This window comes from Halioxenophilus sp. WMMB6, from assembly GCF_033283405.1.
Lineage (GTDB): Bacteria > Pseudomonadota > Gammaproteobacteria > Pseudomonadales > Cellvibrionaceae > Halioxenophilus.
Genome location: NZ_JAWMQR010000015.1, coordinates 1 through 15,641, shown reverse-complemented (window position 1 = coordinate 15,641; position 15,641 = coordinate 1). Strand labels below are relative to the sequence as shown.

Below are 15,641 nucleotides of genomic sequence, written 5' to 3'. Positions count from 1 at the left end.
GGCATGGGGCTTTGTTATGACTATGAGCGGGCCCCGGAAGAGCCGGAGAATCACCGTGGCAGCAGTGGCGGCCATGGTAGCTCAGCGTTGCCGGCAATGCACGAGCAGGGGCTAGGAAGCCGCGTTGCCGCGGGCCGGCCGGTCAGGGCTGGTATTCCGTTTGACACTGCCAGCAAAATTCAAAGGCGGCATCATTGCTCTCGCCGCAGTTGGGGCAGTGCCACTCCTGGGTATCGTCGTCGCTCAGGGCGGAGGCGATAATCGTACAGGCCCGCTGATAGTCGGCGTCATTGCTCACCCACAGTTCCACCCAGGTTGCAAACGCGGACAACTCCCCCAGGCCACCACTGGCGTACTGATTTTTCAAAAACACCGGGATCTCCTCTGCCTCAAGAATATTTTTGGCGTTGGCCACCAGAAACCGATTTTCATTGGTGTAGACCATCTTCATAGGGGCAGCCTCCTGCTGAAACCTTCGTTGTCTTCGGGTGAGAGGTGTGGGCCATGGCTAGGACCCTGCTGCAACTTATAGTATTCTTGCCGCTTATTTTTGGGACAGGGTCCAATAATATCCGCCTAAGCAGTGACAGGCCGGTAAAGCCCAACCGTTATAGGCGCTGATCTGCCCGATGATTAACAACAAAAAACAGTTGCTCTCAGCCTCGCCATCACGCCTCACCCCTAAAGTTCTGTCGTTAACTTATTCGGTTAGCCTGCTGTTGTCTTTATTTCTTTTTTGGCCGGGAATACCCGCCGCCGGCGAGTCGCTAATGGTTGGCGTTGAGGAGGGCGGCCAACAACAGACGGGCCTGCAGGAGATCTGGCACGACCCCGAAGCCACCGCCGATGTCGCCAGCGCCAACGCACACTACCTGGCCGGTGATTTTCAACCGCTCGACTCGGCCGGCTCCACCGGCTTAAAGCCCGGTGCCTTCTGGTCCCATTTTGTACTGCACAACAGTTCGGATCGAACGCTGCATCTCTACCTGGAATATGTCGATCACCAGTTAATTGATCTGGCGGCCTACGAGAAACACACCGGGGTGGCAGAGGCTTACCGTGAAATTGCCCGTTTTTCGCTGTCCGATCCGTTTAGCGCACGCGCCATCCCTCACAACCGGTTTGTCTTTGAGGTGGTGTTGCCGCCGGGCGCTTCACGGGAGTATCTGGTGCACTATGGCTCGGATAAACTCGGCTTTGTTTTTCCCAGCCTACGTATTTGGGACCCGGCCAAGCTGCAGGAGGAGCACACCTTCGAAACCAGCTCGGTGGCGTTTCTGTTTGGTGGCTTTTTTCTGATGGCGGTGTTTGCTCTGGTGGCGGGCATCGCCACCGGCGAAAAGGCGTTTTACGCTTACACCGCCTACTCCATCTCCAAAATTGTCTCCTGGGGCACCATCCTCGGTTATGCCCACCAATATTTAATTACCAACCACTTCCACTGGAGCTATATGTCGATGGCGGGCGCCTTCAGCATCGCCTCCGGGCTGATCTTCGCACGCATGTTTCTGCAAACCCGCGAGTACGCCCGCAAGCTCGACTACCTGCTGCTGGCCATGTTGGGCAATGCCCTGTTCCTCTTTATTTGCGCGCTGTTCAAAGAGACGGCGCTGACCATCATCTCCATCACCATTGCGCTGCTGCTCTACCCGGTGTTGTCGCTGGTGGGACTGCTGCGCTGGCACCAGGGCTCGCGCGAGGCGGCGGTGTTCAGCTTTGCCTGGATGCTGTTGGTGGTGGGCCTGGTGGTGCAGGCGCTGCGCGATATTGGTTGGGTGGCCCATACGCCGTTGAACTACTACTGGCCGCCGGTGGCGTCGTTTGTGGAGATGCTTACCATCATGGCGGCCATTGGTATCCAGGTGCAGCGTTTGCGTATTACGAAAGAGCTGGCCGAGCAGCAGTACACCCTGCAGTTGGAACACTCGAAAATGGAGCTGGAAAACTTGGTGCAGGAGCGCACCAAAGAACTGGAAACGGCCAAACAGCTGGCCGAGGCCGAGGCGAAAACCGATCCACTCACCGGCATCCATAACCGCCGCAGTTTTATCAGCGAAGCGGAGCTGCGTATCAGTTTGGCACGGCGCAAGGAGCAGCCGCTCAGTCTGTTGATGATCGATATCGACCATTTCAAAGTCATCAACGACAGCTACGGTCACAAGGCGGGCGATGAAGCCTTGCAGGCCTTCGCCAAAACCATCTCCGCTGGTATTCGCGGCAACGATATTTTTGGTCGACTGGGTGGCGAGGAGTTCGCGTTGTTGCTCAGCGAGAGTCGACAGGGTGCTTTGGAGCTGGCCAAACGTTTGCGTGCCGATGTGGAGCAGTTGCACATAGCCATGCCGGAGGGCGACCTGCGTTTTACCGCCAGTACCGGTGTGGCCCATCTGGAATTGGAAGATACTGTCGGCACACTGCTGCACAAAGCCGACACCGCCCTTTACGCCGCCAAGGAGTCGGGGCGTAACCAGGTGGTTGATTACGACGATATCGACTTTTCACAAAAGCTGGCCGACGGCCACTGAGCCGACAGCCCGTCCCATCTTAATCACCCCACGTTAATCGAAATTTTTTAAGCTACAGCGGTGGCTGGGTTAAATTGCCTGTGCTGCCGTCTACGACTTTTGAGATTGCTGGAAATGAGCCTTGCGTTGGCTGGTGTAGTGCCACCAGGGTTTGGCCTCGGCGCCATCGACGAAGTCGATAATGGCGAGCAGGACGTCGGCCACACACGGGTCCTGACGGCAGTGGGTCAGCTCGCACAGCTGGAAGTAGAGCTCATAGGCATCGCGGCCGGCTAGCTGCTCGGGCTGGTCTATACCCAATAGCTGCAAGTCGGCGGCGCAGGCGGGGCCAACATTGGGCAGGTCGGTCAGCTTTCTGATTTGGTCGCGGCGGACCTTACTGGGATGCACTCTGCGTTTCTCGTGTTGTTAATCAAGCGGGTTTGGACAATGGTTATGCTGGCCGCCACTCTGGGCTCGATCAGGCCTTATGGTTAACGCTGATCAGATAGCTGGTGAACTGGCTACCCATAATCTCGGTGTGCTCCACCTTTTTGGCGCGGCGGGTAAGGAATTTGTACTCCGGCCGGGTGTGCAGCAGGTGCAGATAGAGCTCCTCGTGGCCGAATTTTTTAGCCCAGGTGAGCAGTTCGATAAAGATCGATCGGCCTAAACCCCAGTGGCTGTCGGCCAGCACCACCGCCAGCTCAAACGCCCCTGCTTCGCGTTGAATACCACACCAGCCAATAATCTGCTGGCCGTCGGTGAGCGCGCGCACCCGACAGCCGGGTTGGCTATCCATCTGTACTTTTTCGGCCAGCCACTCGGCGGCGGAAGCCTCGTCAAACAGTGGGTGGTCAATAAGATGCTTGCGCAGTTTTGACTGGTTCAGCAACGGTAAAATCTGTTGCGGGCTAACTTCGCTGAGTGGGAGATATTGCACTGGCGTCATAGTGGTGTAGCTCTGTGGCGAGTGGCAATTACATACATGCAATTTGACTGCCGGGTGTCGATGGCTGCAGGCAGTGAAGCGGCTAATTTACCACTGGTGGTTGATTTTTTCCTCACGCAGCACTCACGAAAAAATATTCATGTCAGTCGTTGGCACTAGCCACTGTTCACGCCGAATCTGGTAGAGGCGATGCATTGCCAGCGGATGTGACGGTGCCAGCTTGGGGTGCAGAAAATCGGCATTGGTATTGCTCATCCCGAGGCGTTGCATTAGTGCCAGAGAGGGGCGGTTGAGGGCGGCGGTAAAGGCCACCACCTGGCTCAGTTGTAACTGCTGAAAGGCGAAGGTCAGTACTGCGCTGGCGGCTTCCACAGCAAAACCCTGTCGCCAATAGTCGTGGTGTAGCCGCCAGAGGATCTCCACCCCTGGGGCAAAAGGCAGGTCGTTGCTTAATTGCTGCAAACCGACAATGCCAATAAAGCGGTTGCTCTCAGCCAAGGCAAGCGCCCAAACGCCCCAGCCCTGTGTGATCAGCGCCTGTTGTAAACGCTCGGCCAGGTGGCTGCTCTCGTGGCTGGCAAGGCGTTTGGGAAAGTAGGTCATCACCTGTGTGTTGGCATTGAGCGCGGCAAAGGGGGCGTGATCATCCGCCTGCCACTGGCGCAGTCGAAGGCGCTGGGTGGTGAGGGTAGGGGGTGGCTTGAGCATGGGCTCCCTGGGGTTGAATTGGGCTGTGGCCGGTTAATTTACGCCACACCGGTGATTTCTTCGAGCTGGCCTGCCCAATCGAGAGCGCTGCAAAATTGCTCGGTTTATAAAACCTGTTATCATGCTGTACAAAAATACAGTATTGCGAGCTCAATGAAGGAGGGTGCGGCAATGAGTGATTCGCCGATTAAAGGCCGCGGTACCGCCAGTCGCATGCCAGGCCGTTTCAGTAGCACCTCTATCGAGTTGATTGATGGGCAGGCAGAAGCGTTGGTAGAAGGGGGCTCTTCGAAACTCGCTGCCCCGCCAACCGAGGTTAGAGTTGAACAGGCAAAAAGTTTAATCACCCGCAATAGTTCACCGGATGTTCCGTTCAGTCTCTCTATTAATCCCTATCGCGGCTGCGAACACGGCTGCATCTACTGTTTTGCACGGCCCACGCACGCCTATCTGGAGCTGTCGCCGGGTTTGGATTTCGAAACCAAACTGATCGCCAAGGCCAATGCCGCTGAACTCTTCGCCCGGGAATTACGCAATCCCAATTACCGTTGCGAGACGATTGCCCTGGGGGTGAGCACCGATCCTTACCAACCCATCGAGAAATCGTGGCAGTTAACCCGGCAATTGTTGGCAGTGGCCAACGATTTCAATCAGCCGCTTTCGCTGATCACCAAAAGCGGTTTGATTCTCCGGGATTTGGATCTGCTGGCGGAGCTGGCAGCTAAACAGTTAATTTCCGTGGCGGTAAGTGTTACCACGCTCGACAACGCCTTAAAACGTTTGCTCGAGCCGCGGGCCTCCAGTGGCGAACAGCGGCTCCATGTGATTCGCGAATTGACGCGCGTGGGGGTGCCGGTGACGGTGCTGTTGGCTCCGGTTATTCCGTTTATTAATGACCACGAGTTGGAAACTATTGTCGCAGCGGTGGGCGAGGCCGGTGCCCGGGCGGCGGCTTACATTATGTTGCGTCTGCCGAATGAGGTATTGCCGCTGTTTCGGGAGTGGTTGCTTAATCACTACCCCGATCGCGCCCAACATGTGCTTAACCGCATCGCCGATCTGCACCAGGGCAAGCTCTACGACAGCCGCTTTGGCAAACGGATGACGGGTGAAGGGGTCTACGCCGAGCTGATTAACAAACGGTTTAACGTTGCCTTAAAGCGAGCGGGCATCGGTGGCGAGGGCAACCACTCACCGCTCAATACCAGCCGTTTTCAACCACCACCTCAAGCAGGTGATCAGCTGCCGCTCTGGTAATTTTTTAGAACGACTCCGTAGGGGCGAGTGGTGGTGGTAATGCTGGTTGTTAATGCAAATTGAAGAGCCCAATTAAAATCCCTTTATTGTTTTTATTAAAAATAGCAATTAGCCATTTTCTCTATATTTCGCATCTCCGTTTCCGCTAAATAATTTTTTTTCTCAGTCCGTTTTTAGAAAAGTCCTACGCTTTCTGATTTTTGTCCCAGAATTTTTCTGGTGCAGAGGTGATTAATTATCTCAATAATCCCGATAGCGTGTTACGCCCTCTCGTTGTGGTCATAATCGCCGCTGGACGCTTTTTTTGAAAGTTGCCTTTTGCTAAAAGCTATTGGCTGGATAATTTTAATTGTCTGGTTAAGTGGTCAATAAATAAAAAGAATGTCCCGGCAGAATTCTTTAATCAATCACTGGCAAGTGGCGATTAATCAGATCTCTCTGTTTTATATTTTTTTAAAAATTAAGAGAGTGGATCGCCGATTAGCTTGCAAAAACTATTAAGGCATGACTATGAGACGCAAAACACTTTTACCATTAATTGCCGCAATTAGCCTGGCCACGGTGCAGGCGGGTATTGCTCAGGCGGATGACTCTGTAAAAACCAATGACTACTGGTGGCCGGAGCGCCTTAGTCTGGAACCGCTGCGCGATAACGCGGCCGAATCCAGCCCGTTGGGTGGCGATTTTGATTACGCTCAAGCTTTTGCTGAGTTGGACCTGCAGGTAGTGAAAGCGGAAATTACTCAACTAATGACCACCTCTCAGGATTGGTGGCCAGCCGACTACGGCAACTACGGCCCATTTTTTATTCGCATGGCCTGGCACAGTGCCGGTACCTACCGCACCATTGATGGCCGCGGCGGTTCCGATGGTGGTATGCAGCGTTTTGCCCCATTAAACAGCTGGCCCGATAACGCCAACCTCGACAAGGCCCGCCGCCTGTTGTGGCCGGTAAAACAGAAATATGGTCGCGCGCTCTCCTGGGGTGATTTGATGGTGCTGGCCGGTACCGTGGCGATGGAGTCGATGGGTTTTAAAACCTTTGGTTTTGCCGGCGGCCGCGAAGATGACTGGCAGCCGGAGATCGTCAACTGGGGTACCGAAAATGAGTGGCTTACCTCCAACCGAATGGATAACAAAGGCGAGCTGAAGCGCCCCTTTGGGGCCACCGAAATGGGGCTGATTTATGTTAACCCGGAGGGGCCACACGGCAACCCGGATCCGTTAGCGGCGGCAAAAGCAATTCGCGAAGCCTTTGGTCGCATGGCCATGAATGACGAAGAGACCGCGGCATTAATCGCTGGCGGCCACACCTTTGGTAAAGCCCACGGTGCCCACAACGCGAAAAAATGTGTCGGTGTTGCGCCGGAGGCAGAAGGGTTGGAAGCTCAAGGCCTGGGTTGGAAAAGCAGCTGCGGCAGTGGTAAAGGTGCCGATACCATCACCAGTGGTTTGGAGGGTGCCTGGACCATTAACCCGGTAGCCTGGACGCACAACTACCTGCAAAACCTCTACGGTTTTGAGTGGGAAAAAACCAAGAGTCCTTCTGGTGCTACCCAGTGGAAACCGGTGGGTGATGCCGGCACTGGCCTGGTGCCCGATGCCTACGACCCCAACACCCGTCATCAGCCGATGATGTTCACCACCGACCTGGCGTTGCGGGAAGATCCAGCCTATCGAGCCATTACCTCGCGTTGGTTGGAACACCCGGAAGAGTTTGAACTCGCCTTCGCCAAGGCCTGGTTCAAATTGACTCACCGCGACCTGGGCCCACGCAGCCGTTATCTGGGCAGCATGGTGCCGCAAGAGGCATTAATCTGGCAAGATCCAGTACCTGCGGCCGATTACAAACTGGTGAGCATAAGCGATATTAAAAAGCTGAAAAAAGCCATTAGTGATTCCGGCCTCAGCGATGCTGAATTAATTAAAACCGCCTGGTCGGCAGCGGTCACCTTCCGCGGTACCGATATGCGTGGCGGGGTTAATGGTGCACGTCTGCGTTTGGCACCGCAAAAAGATTGGGCGGTCAACGAGCCCGAGCAGTTAGCCAAGGTGTTGGCCAAACTCGAAGCCGTGCAGAAAGCCTTTAACGATAAGTCGGGTAAAAAGCAGGTCTCGCTGGCCGATGTAATTGTGCTGGGTGGTGCTGTGGCTGTTGAAAATGCAGCGGCCAAAGCCGGCCACAAAGTGGCGGTACCTTTTGTGCCGGGCCGTACCGATGCCACCCAAGCGCAAACCGATGAGGTTGCATTTGCGGCACTGGAGCCAACCGCCGATGCCTTCCGCAACTATTTTGTCGATGCCAAAGGTTTGTCGCCCACCGAAGCGTTAATTGATCAGGCTGACCTGCTCACCTTAACCGTGCCGGAGATGTCGGTGCTGCTGGCCGGTATGCGCAGCCTGAATGTGAATTATGGTCAGTCCGCCAATGGCGTATTCACCCAAACACCGGGTGCCTTGTCGAACGACTTTTTCGTTAACCTGCTCGACCTCAATACCGAGTGGCACAAAACCGACGACGCCGGTATTTATGAAGGCAAAGCCTACGCAACGGGTAAGGTGTTGTGGCAGGCAACTCCGGTGGATCTGATCTTCGGTTCCAACAGCGAACTGCGCGCGGTGGCCGAGTTCTACGCCGCCGATGATGCCAAGCAACAATTTGTTGATGACTTCGTCAAAGCCTGGGTAAAAGTGATGCAGTTGGATCGCTTTGATCTGAAATCGTAATGAGCTGGCCTTTCGGTTGTGCTGCAGAAGCGGTGCAGCCGGCAGGCCGGTGGCTGCTGTAACCTTCTGTTTGGCCGTTTTAACCCTGGTGGTTAAAACGGTTTTTTTTTGCCGGCGAACGTGCCGGTTAGTGCCAATAAGCCTGACACTGGTCGCGCCATTGCGTTATCCTTTCCGATTTAGGGCGTGAGCCAGGCTTAAAAATGAGAAAAATAAAATGGCAAAAATCTATCAACGCATCAGCGACTGCATTGGCAATACGCCCATTGTGCGTATCAATAAACTGGCCCCGCCGGGGGTTAATCTCTATGTGAAGGTGGAGTCCTTCAACCCAATGGGCTCGGTGAAAGACCGCCTGGCCCTGGGGGTGATTGAAGCGGCTGAGGCCAGCGGCGAATTGAAACCGGGCCAGACCATCGTTGAGGCCACCAGTGGCAACACCGGCATTGGCCTGGCTATGCTCTGTGCCGAGCGGGGTTACCCACTGGTGGTGACCATGGCCGAGAACTTCAGTGTTGAGCGGCGCAAGCTGATGCGTTTTCTGGGGGCGAAGGTGGTGCTTACTCCGGCGGCCGAAAAGGGCAGTGGCATGGTGGCCAAGGCCGAGGAGCTGGCCAAAAAGCATGGCTGGTGGCAGAGCAAGCAGTTTGAAAACCCGGCCAACGCCGATATTCACCGGCGCACCACCGCCCGTGAGATTCTGGCGGCTTTTGAGGGGCAGAGCCTCGACTACTGGGTCAGTGGCTTTGGCACCGGCGGTACCTTGAATGGTGTGGCCAGTGTGTTGAAGGCGGAGTCACCGGCCACCCGGGTGGTGGTGTGCGAGCCGGATAACTCCGCCATGCTCGCCAGCGGTATTGCCCAACCGCGCAACGCCGATGGCAGCCAGGGGCAGAGTCACCCGCTGTTTCGTCCGCACCTGATGCAGGGCTGGTCGCCGGACTTTATCTCGCCGCTCACCGAAGAGGTGACCGAGCAGCACCTGGTCGATGAGTTTGAGCCGGTGGCCGGGGACGATGCCCTCACCTACGCCAAACGGCTGGCCCGGGAGGAGGGGATTTTTGTCGGCATCACCAGCGGTGCCACCTTCGCTGCAGCACTGGCCGTTGCCCGGCGGGCGAAACCGGGCAGCAATATTCTCTGCATGTTGCCCGACACCGGCGAGCGCTACCTCTCGACACCGCTGTTTGACGAGATCAACGTCGATATGGACACCGAGGAGATTCTGATTTCCCAATCCACCGAGCGTTTTCGCTTCGACAACAGTGGCGGCAGCGCGGCGCCACTGGTCGATCAGCCAGTGCCGGAAGCGGTGTTGGCAGAGTTTCAGGCGATTATCAACGACCGCGATCAACCCCTGGTGCTGTTTGCCTTGGAGTGGTGTGAGTTCTGTTGGAGTGTGCGCAAGCTGTTTAAGCACTTCAACATCGAATACCGTTCGGTGGATTTAGACTCCGTTGCCTACCAGCAGGGTATGCGGGGCAGCCAGCTGCGTGAGGCGCTGCGCCAGCACACCGGCTGGAACACCCTGCCGCAGATCTTTCTGGGCGGCGAGTTTCTGGGTGGTTGTACCGACCTGTTCGATGGCGTTAATGATGCCAGCCTGTTCGATAAGCTGGAGGCCCATGGCTTTAGCCCGGAGCGCGCCGCCCAGGTAGACCCCTACTCCATGCTGCCCGGTTGGCTGCACCCGCGCTAGGCCGGGTGGTTCGCTCATTCACGCCCGGCGGCCGTCGCCTGCACGCGACAATCACCGGCTCTGCGAAGGCGGGGCCGGTACTTCACCCGGATAAAACCACGCAATCACAACCTCACCAGAAGAAGCAGGTCGATGAAGAGTCTGGTCATTAAAGCGGGCGCCCGTGCCGCCGCCCATATCCGTGAGCAGGGGCTGCAGCCGCGCGATATTGCGGCTATTTTTGGTGCCTCTGGCGCCGCCAAATGGCTGGCCATCTACGGCCTGGATAGGGCCATCACCGCCGAGTGGTTGCCGCGCCTGGCGCAGCCGGTAGCCCTGTATGGTACCTCCATCGGCGCCTGGAAATTGATGGCCACCGCCAGCGCGGAGCCGGTGGCGGCGCTAACCACCCTGGCCAACGCCTATATCGAGCAGCGCTACGATAAAAAAATCACTCAGGCCGCTATCAACCGGGAAACCGATAAAATTGCGGCGCAGCTGCTGGGTGAGGGCGCGCCGCACGCAATATTGAATAATCCCAAGCTGCACTTGGCGATGGGCGCCAGTCGTTGCCGAGGGTTGTTGGCGGGCGACAGTAAGGTGGCTCAGGCGCTGGGCTTTGGCCAGGTGAAGCTGGCCAATCAGATTAACCGCCGCCACCTGGGGCGCTACCTGGAGCGCACCGTTTTTTATGACCCCAGGCGGCCGCCCGCCATCACCGGGAGCGACGGCCTCACCACTCATACCGTCGCCTTAACCACCGATAATTTTCGCGCGGCGGCCATGGCGTCGGCGGCAATTCCACTGGTCATTCCACCGGAGAAAAATATTGCCGGGGCGCCGGCCGGGGTCTATCGCGATGGTGGCCTGGTGGACTACCACCCGGTGCCCGGCCATTTTTGGCGGCAGCCGGGGCTGATTCTCTACCCCCATTTTTACGATCACCTGGTGCCCGGTTGGCTCGATAAAAACAACCGCAGTCGCTACGGCCAGGGCAGCCTGGTGGAGGATGTGATACTGCTGGCGCCCAGTGCCGAGTTTATGGCCAGCCTGCCCAATCAGCGCCTGCCCGACCGGCTCGATTTTAAACACTACCTGGGGTGTGATGACGAACGCATAAAAATCTGGCGCCAATGTGCGGCGGCCAGTGAGCGCTTGGGGGAGGAGTTTTTAAGCCTGTGGCAACAGGAGCGTTTGGTCGAGCGTTTGGTGGAGTTTTAGTGGTGGTGTTAATTAAAGCGGCCGCGCAAGGTGTTATCCAGGCGCAGCGCTTAGTTCACATTGATTGGGTGCCAATCTTAAATTGCACCGGTTCGTCGGTTGGCAATTGAGCTGCTGCTTTTTTGGCATGGCCCCTCAGTTTACGAGTACCGCCCTGTTCAGCCACTTGTTGCAGAATTTCACGGTAGCGGCCGTTTTGACTTTTCGCGAGTGTCTTACAGAGCCAGGCCAAACCATCCACCGTGTAATTGTCCTCGGCGTTGCGGGCGCTCCATATTTTCGCGGCAATTAAATCCAGCTCCTGCAGTGTGAGTTGTTCCTGCCGGTAGTAGGTTTTGGCCAGGCGAACCAGGGTTTCACCATTGACGGCCAGAGGGTTATTAGCGGCGTCGGCTCCGCGAGCGGCAGTACGTAGTAAACCCCTAAAGGTGTACTGCTGTCGGCCAGAAAGGCGATCCCTCCCAGACCTTGATATTGATAAATAATTTGTGACGGTCGACGATTTAAATGGTTGGCCGCCTGTTTTTCGATGTGCTCGGGTTCGCCCAGTTTGGCCACTACGGTAGCAACGCTCTCGCCGCCGGTAATGGCCTGAAACAGTTGGGGCCTGGTCCGCGAAGTGATGGTCGGCCGTTCGGCAGGGCGTATGGAATTCGGTCGGCTGTTCGGGCGAAACGTGGTTATCTTGCTGACGATATTGCCAAACAGGTCCTCAAGCCAGACGGACGATCCCTGTTCAGAAACCTCACCCTTAACCAGATAACGACCACCGGCTTCAGGTAAAAACTGCACGTTGGCGGTTACCGATTGTTTGGCCGAGCTAAAGAGCGCTACCGCGCGAAATTCTTCGGCGACAATCGTGAGCGAAATGGGGGTTGCTGGCACGGAGCGGGTTGCTCCGGCTGGAATCAGGTCAGAGCCCGGACCGCGTGAATACCAATTAGTTTTTTGTGACCGTTACTGACCGACTTGCCATTGATGGCGGCAACGTAAAAGAGATTGGCGCTGCTGTTATTAATACGAACAAAGGTGTCGTCGATTGTGGCTGTTAACAGCTCGTTGTTGGTCTTGTTCTGGGCAAAAGCGCAACCGATAAAGCCTGCTATAAGCAGGGCTAAAATAGAGTTCCTGATGTGCATGGTTAACACGTCCTGTGTGGCAGTTGATAACCCATTTATCGCCGCTATGGCTAGTGCTGGTGGCGGGTTAATGGTAGGGGTTTGAGTTGGCCAGCATTGCTAGCCACAAGTTAAATAGAGCGTCTCAAAAATGGCATCGACCTCCTGTTGGCTGACTTCATCAAAATAGGTCAGTGTAAAGGATAGGGCGTGTTGGTTTTTGATGCAGGCGTAGAGCTGCTGTAGCACGGCAACACCGTTGAGATTCATGCGCAGCTCCAGGTAGCCCAGTTGTGCTTTGCCAATGGTACGCGCCATGCAGCTGTCACTGAGCTCCACCGCCATGTCGGCTCTATTGAAAACAGCGCGCACGTGCTCCAGGTAATCGCACCCCGTTTTTATCCCGGGATAGAGGCCGACATTCTCCGCCACGGAGATGATGTTGGGGTTGAGTTTGCCGGGGGCTCCGGGTGGGTATTTAAAGAAGCCGAGTACCGGCAGGCTGGAATTGAGGCTCTCTGCTATGAGGTTTTTCATCGCCTTGTCATCACCGGCGATCATCTGTGCGCCCTGGCGATTTAATTTCATGGTGTCGGCCGGGTCCTGGGCGAACCAGCTGCTGGGCTTTTTTATCTGCAACTGAAAATAGTCATTTTTATAAATGGTACCGTCGTCGGAATGGGTTAAAACGGCGGGTTCATCGCTCTGGGGTGAGCAGGCAACCAAAAATATAACAGCAAAACAGCAAGCCAATTTTCGCATCGGGCACCCTTTTTTAGTTGTTATCGATTTTTAAAATTCATTGAGCGCTGGCTTTCACCAACCTGTCTGGCTTGTCCGTGGCCGGCACGACTGTATAGCACAATTGCCCGGCCCAGCCCATGGCACCTAGTGTTTTGTGGCTGAATTTGCGTGGTGGTCGAGTTTTGGCTGAATAAGCGGTGATGACAGCTGTTGATGTGATGAACTGGCTTGGTGGCCGCCAAATAAAAACGCCCGCAACGGGACGGGCGTTTTGTTGTTGAGCTGTGCGTGCGGCTTGGCGCCGTTACTCTTTTACCTGGAATTGACTGGGCTCGAAGTAGCTGAGGCGCATGGTGATTTCACCGGGTATCTGCAGATCCAGCACCACCATCATTACATTCAGGTGGCCCTTCACGCGCACCCCGGCTGGGATGTCAAACAGCACCGAACCCTGGTTGTCGCTGCGGATACTGAGATCCTGGCGAGCGCGCAGGCGCGGAGCAATTTTGTGAATCAGCTGGTCGACCGACGCGCGAAACACCTCGCTGTTAAAACCGGGGCCTTCATAGGCTCTGTGGTCGAGCAGTAGCTTCAGTTGAATTTTTACCTGTTCCCCCAGGGTTAAATTACCCAGTGAGATCACCTCACCGGCCTTTAACCGCTTAAACAGCGCTTTGCTCTTCTCTTTGGGCGCCTGCAATACCAGGCGGGCCAAAATACCGCAGCCCAGATCCAACACCCGCGGCAGCTCGATGCGTACCTGCGGCGCTGCCGGCGGGGTGATATTGGCGCTGTGGTGCAACTGAATGTCAGGCAGCGCTTCTGCGGCGGGTGCGGACTCTGTGGTTGGCGCTTCGACCGCTAAGGCTTCGCTTGCCGGGCTGTCGCTGATTGGAGTTTCGCTGATTTGGGTATCGGCGGCGGAGGTGTTGGGTTCAGTACTCATAAAACGCGCTTGTCTGCTCAGGGGCCTGCCAGCCACCTTATGAGTGGCTGGCCGGTCGGGGGTTAGCCTTTGGCTCTTTGCTCGAGAATTGCCACGGCGGGGAGCACCTTGCCTTCCACGTACTCCAGAAAGGCGCCACCACCGGTGGAGATATAAGAGACCTTGTTGGCAATCTCGTATTTATCGACGGCCGCTAAGGTATCACCACCACCGGCAATAGAGAAGCCTTCGCTGGCGGCAATTGCCATGGAGAGCGCTTTGGTGCCCTCGCCAAACTGGTCGAACTCAAAAACACCCACAGGACCGTTCCAGATAATGGTTTTGGCCTCTTGCAAAACTGCGGCGAAAGCGGCGGCGGTATCCGGGCCGATATCGAAAATCATATCGTCTTCACTGACCTCGTCGGCGGCCTTAAGGGTGGCGACGGCGGTTTCGGAGAACTCCTTGCCGACCACCACGTCGGTGGGCAGAGGAATATCGCATTTGGCCATTAACGCCTGGGCGGTGGGGATAAGATCGGCCTCGCACAGAGATTTGCCCACCGGCTTGCCGGCGGCGGCCAGGAAGGTGTTGGCAATACCGCCGCCGACAATCAGCTGGTCACACTTGTCGGAGAGGGTTTCGAGCACCTCCAGCTTGGTGGAGACCTTGGAGCCACCCACCACCGCCACCATGGGCCGGGCGGGGTTGGCCAGGGCCTTCTCAAGGGCGTTCAATTCGGCGGCCAGGAGCGGCCCGGCGCAGGCGACGGGGGCAAACTTGGCGACACCGTGGGTGGAGGCCTGGGCGCGGTGGGCAGTACCGAAGGCATCCATCACAAAGATATCGCACAGGGCGGCATACTCTTTGGAGAGGCTCTCGTCGTCTTTCTTTTCGCCCTTGTTAAAGCGAACATTCTCAAGCAGCACCAGGCTACCTTCGGCGACGTCGACTCCGGCCCGGAAATCCTTTATCACCGGAACCTCGCAGCCGAGCAGTTCGCTCAGGTAGCTGGCCACCGGCGCCATGGAGTACTCCTCCTCATACTCGCCTTCGGTGGGGCGACCCAGGTGGGACATCACAATCAGCTTGGCACCGGCTGCCATTGCCAGTTTGAGGGTGGGCAGGGCGGCACGGATGCGGGCATCCGAGGTGACCTTGCCGTTTTTGACTGGTACGTTCAAATCTTCGCGAATTAATACGCGCTTTCCCTTTAAATCCAGATCCGTCATGGAAAGTACAGTCATGGTATTTCTCCGTTGGTTGGCGTCTTTAAATCAAAAAAATAGAAATGTTCTTGCGACCGGCGACTACGCGCCGCTTAGGTAAAGATAGCCCGCTTGGCTGGCCTTACCAGAAATCTCTGCCCGACAGGGCTTGCAACACCGGTGGTGTTGCCAACCGCTTCAAAGCGCCTGCGAGCCGCTAATCCGCCAGCAAGCCCACGCGCTTGCGCCAGCGGATAGCGGCGACCAGCCAGGATTGCCTGGACGGCAATCTTGGCTAATAAGCAAAACAGTGCCTGCAACACAGGAAGTGTTGCCAGGCGCTGAAAGCGCCTGCGAGCCGTTAATCCGCCAGCAAGCCCACGCGCTTGCGCCAGCGGCTGGCGGCGACCAGTCAGGATTGCCAGGACGGCAATCTTGGCCCATAAGCAAAACAGTGCCTGCAACACAGGAGGTGTTGCCAGGCGCTGAAAGCGCCTGCGAGCCGTTAATCCGCCAGCAAGCCCACGCGCTTGCGCCAGCGGATAGCGGCGACCAGTCAGGATTGCCAGGACGGCAATCTTGGCCCATAAGCAAAACAG

At 56.4% G+C, this 15,641-nt stretch carries 15 protein-coding genes; 5 read left to right on the top strand and 10 right to left on the bottom strand.

Translation table 11 applies throughout. The features are described 5' to 3' along the window. Positions 1–142: 142 nt before the first annotated feature. Entirely contained in the window at positions 143–451 is a 309-nt protein-coding gene (locus tag SBL51_RS22730) for a DUF2007 domain-containing protein (protein WP_317933495.1), read from the bottom strand. A gap of 178 nt (positions 452–629) precedes the next feature. Between SBL51_RS22730 and SBL51_RS22725 the strand changes: the two genes are divergently transcribed. Next, positions 630–2,525, top strand: a complete 1,896-nt coding sequence (locus tag SBL51_RS22725; protein WP_317933494.1) for a diguanylate cyclase — start codon at positions 630–632, stop codon at positions 2,523–2,525. 90 nt (positions 2,526–2,615) lie between these two features. On the opposite strand, the gene SBL51_RS22720 is transcribed toward SBL51_RS22725, so the two are convergent. The 3 genes from SBL51_RS22720 to SBL51_RS22710 form a co-directional block, all read right to left on the bottom strand. Beyond that, positions 2,616–2,915 (bottom strand): helix-hairpin-helix domain-containing protein, encoded by a 300-nt coding sequence (locus tag SBL51_RS22720; RefSeq protein WP_317933493.1) that lies wholly within the window; start codon positions 2,913–2,915, stop codon positions 2,616–2,618. Between the two features lie 70 nt (positions 2,916–2,985). Next, positions 2,986–3,456, bottom strand: a complete 471-nt coding sequence (locus tag SBL51_RS22715) for an N-acetyltransferase (protein WP_317933492.1) — start codon at positions 3,454–3,456, stop codon at positions 2,986–2,988. Positions 3,457–3,579: 123 nt separating this feature from the next. Then, on the bottom strand, positions 3,580–4,164 hold the full coding sequence (locus SBL51_RS22710) for a GNAT family N-acetyltransferase (protein WP_317933491.1): 585 nt from the start codon (positions 4,162–4,164) through the stop codon (positions 3,580–3,582). A gap of 171 nt (positions 4,165–4,335) precedes the next feature. Here SBL51_RS22710 and SBL51_RS22705 point away from each other — a divergent pair, with 171 nt between their 5' ends. From SBL51_RS22705 to SBL51_RS22690, 4 genes are all read left to right on the top strand, one after another. Next, entirely contained in the window at positions 4,336–5,421 is a 1,086-nt protein-coding gene (locus SBL51_RS22705; RefSeq protein ID WP_317933490.1) for a PA0069 family radical SAM protein, read from the top strand. A gap of 510 nt (positions 5,422–5,931) precedes the next feature. Further along, a complete protein-coding gene (gene katG, locus SBL51_RS22700; protein ID WP_317933489.1) occupies positions 5,932–8,148 on the top strand; it encodes a catalase/peroxidase HPI in 2,217 nt (738 codons plus the stop codon). A 217-nt stretch (positions 8,149–8,365) separates the two neighbouring features. Continuing rightward, positions 8,366–9,847 (top strand): cysteine synthase A, encoded by a 1,482-nt coding sequence (cysK, locus tag SBL51_RS22695; protein WP_317933488.1) that lies wholly within the window; start codon positions 8,366–8,368, stop codon positions 9,845–9,847. A 132-nt stretch (positions 9,848–9,979) separates the two neighbouring features. Next, positions 9,980–11,047 carry a patatin-like phospholipase family protein gene (locus SBL51_RS22690; protein ID WP_317933487.1) on the top strand — a complete coding sequence of 356 codons (1,068 nt, stop codon included), beginning with the start codon at positions 9,980–9,982 and terminating at the stop codon, positions 11,045–11,047. Between the two features lie 288 nt (positions 11,048–11,335). Here the strand turns inward: SBL51_RS22690 and SBL51_RS22685 are convergent, their stop codons facing one another. The 6 genes from SBL51_RS22685 to SBL51_RS22660 all read right to left on the bottom strand — a co-directional run. After that, positions 11,336–11,932: a hypothetical protein gene (locus SBL51_RS22685; protein WP_317933486.1), complete on the bottom strand. Its 597-nt coding sequence runs from the start codon at positions 11,930–11,932 to the stop codon at positions 11,336–11,338. A 23-nt stretch (positions 11,933–11,955) separates the two neighbouring features. After that, positions 11,956–12,186: a hypothetical protein gene (locus SBL51_RS22680; RefSeq protein ID WP_317933485.1), complete on the bottom strand. Its 231-nt coding sequence runs from the start codon at positions 12,184–12,186 to the stop codon at positions 11,956–11,958. Between the two features lie 99 nt (positions 12,187–12,285). Continuing rightward, complete coding sequence (locus SBL51_RS22675; protein WP_317933484.1) at positions 12,286–12,927, bottom strand: hypothetical protein; 642 nt, start codon at positions 12,925–12,927, stop codon at positions 12,286–12,288. 286 nt (positions 12,928–13,213) lie between these two features. Continuing rightward, positions 13,214–13,855 (bottom strand): hypothetical protein, encoded by a 642-nt coding sequence (locus SBL51_RS22670; protein ID WP_317933483.1) that lies wholly within the window; start codon positions 13,853–13,855, stop codon positions 13,214–13,216. 62 nt (positions 13,856–13,917) lie between these two features. Beyond that, complete coding sequence (locus SBL51_RS22665; RefSeq protein WP_317933482.1) at positions 13,918–15,081, bottom strand: phosphoglycerate kinase; 1,164 nt, start codon at positions 15,079–15,081, stop codon at positions 13,918–13,920. A gap of 74 nt (positions 15,082–15,155) precedes the next feature. Beyond that, the coding region (locus SBL51_RS22660; protein WP_317933481.1) for a hypothetical protein at positions 15,156–15,641 on the bottom strand (486 nt) is incomplete at its 5' end.

Coding starts and splice junctions, on each gene's coding strand:
- SBL51_RS22730 (WP_317933495.1), bottom strand. CDS start 451: ATGAAGATGGTCTACACCAATGAAAATCGGTTTCTGGTGGCCAACGCC.
- SBL51_RS22725 (WP_317933494.1), top strand. CDS start 630: ATGATTAACAACAAAAAACAGTTGCTCTCAGCCTCGCCATCACGCCTC.
- SBL51_RS22715 (WP_317933492.1), bottom strand. CDS start 3,456: ATGACGCCAGTGCAATATCTCCCACTCAGCGAAGTTAGCCCGCAACAG.
- SBL51_RS22710 (WP_317933491.1), bottom strand. CDS start 4,164: ATGCTCAAGCCACCCCCTACCCTCACCACCCAGCGCCTTCGACTGCGC.
- SBL51_RS22705 (WP_317933490.1), top strand. CDS start 4,336: ATGAGTGATTCGCCGATTAAAGGCCGCGGTACCGCCAGTCGCATGCCA.
- katG (WP_317933489.1), top strand. CDS start 5,932: ATGAGACGCAAAACACTTTTACCATTAATTGCCGCAATTAGCCTGGCC.
- cysK (WP_317933488.1), top strand. CDS start 8,366: ATGGCAAAAATCTATCAACGCATCAGCGACTGCATTGGCAATACGCCC.
- SBL51_RS22690 (WP_317933487.1), top strand. CDS start 9,980: ATGAAGAGTCTGGTCATTAAAGCGGGCGCCCGTGCCGCCGCCCATATC.
- SBL51_RS22680 (WP_317933485.1), bottom strand. CDS start 12,186: ATGCACATCAGGAACTCTATTTTAGCCCTGCTTATAGCAGGCTTTATC.
- SBL51_RS22675 (WP_317933484.1), bottom strand. CDS start 12,927: ATGCGAAAATTGGCTTGCTGTTTTGCTGTTATATTTTTGGTTGCCTGC.
- SBL51_RS22670 (WP_317933483.1), bottom strand. CDS start 13,855: ATGAGTACTGAACCCAACACCTCCGCCGCCGATACCCAAATCAGCGAA.
- SBL51_RS22665 (WP_317933482.1), bottom strand. CDS start 15,081: ATGACTGTACTTTCCATGACGGATCTGGATTTAAAGGGAAAGCGCGTA.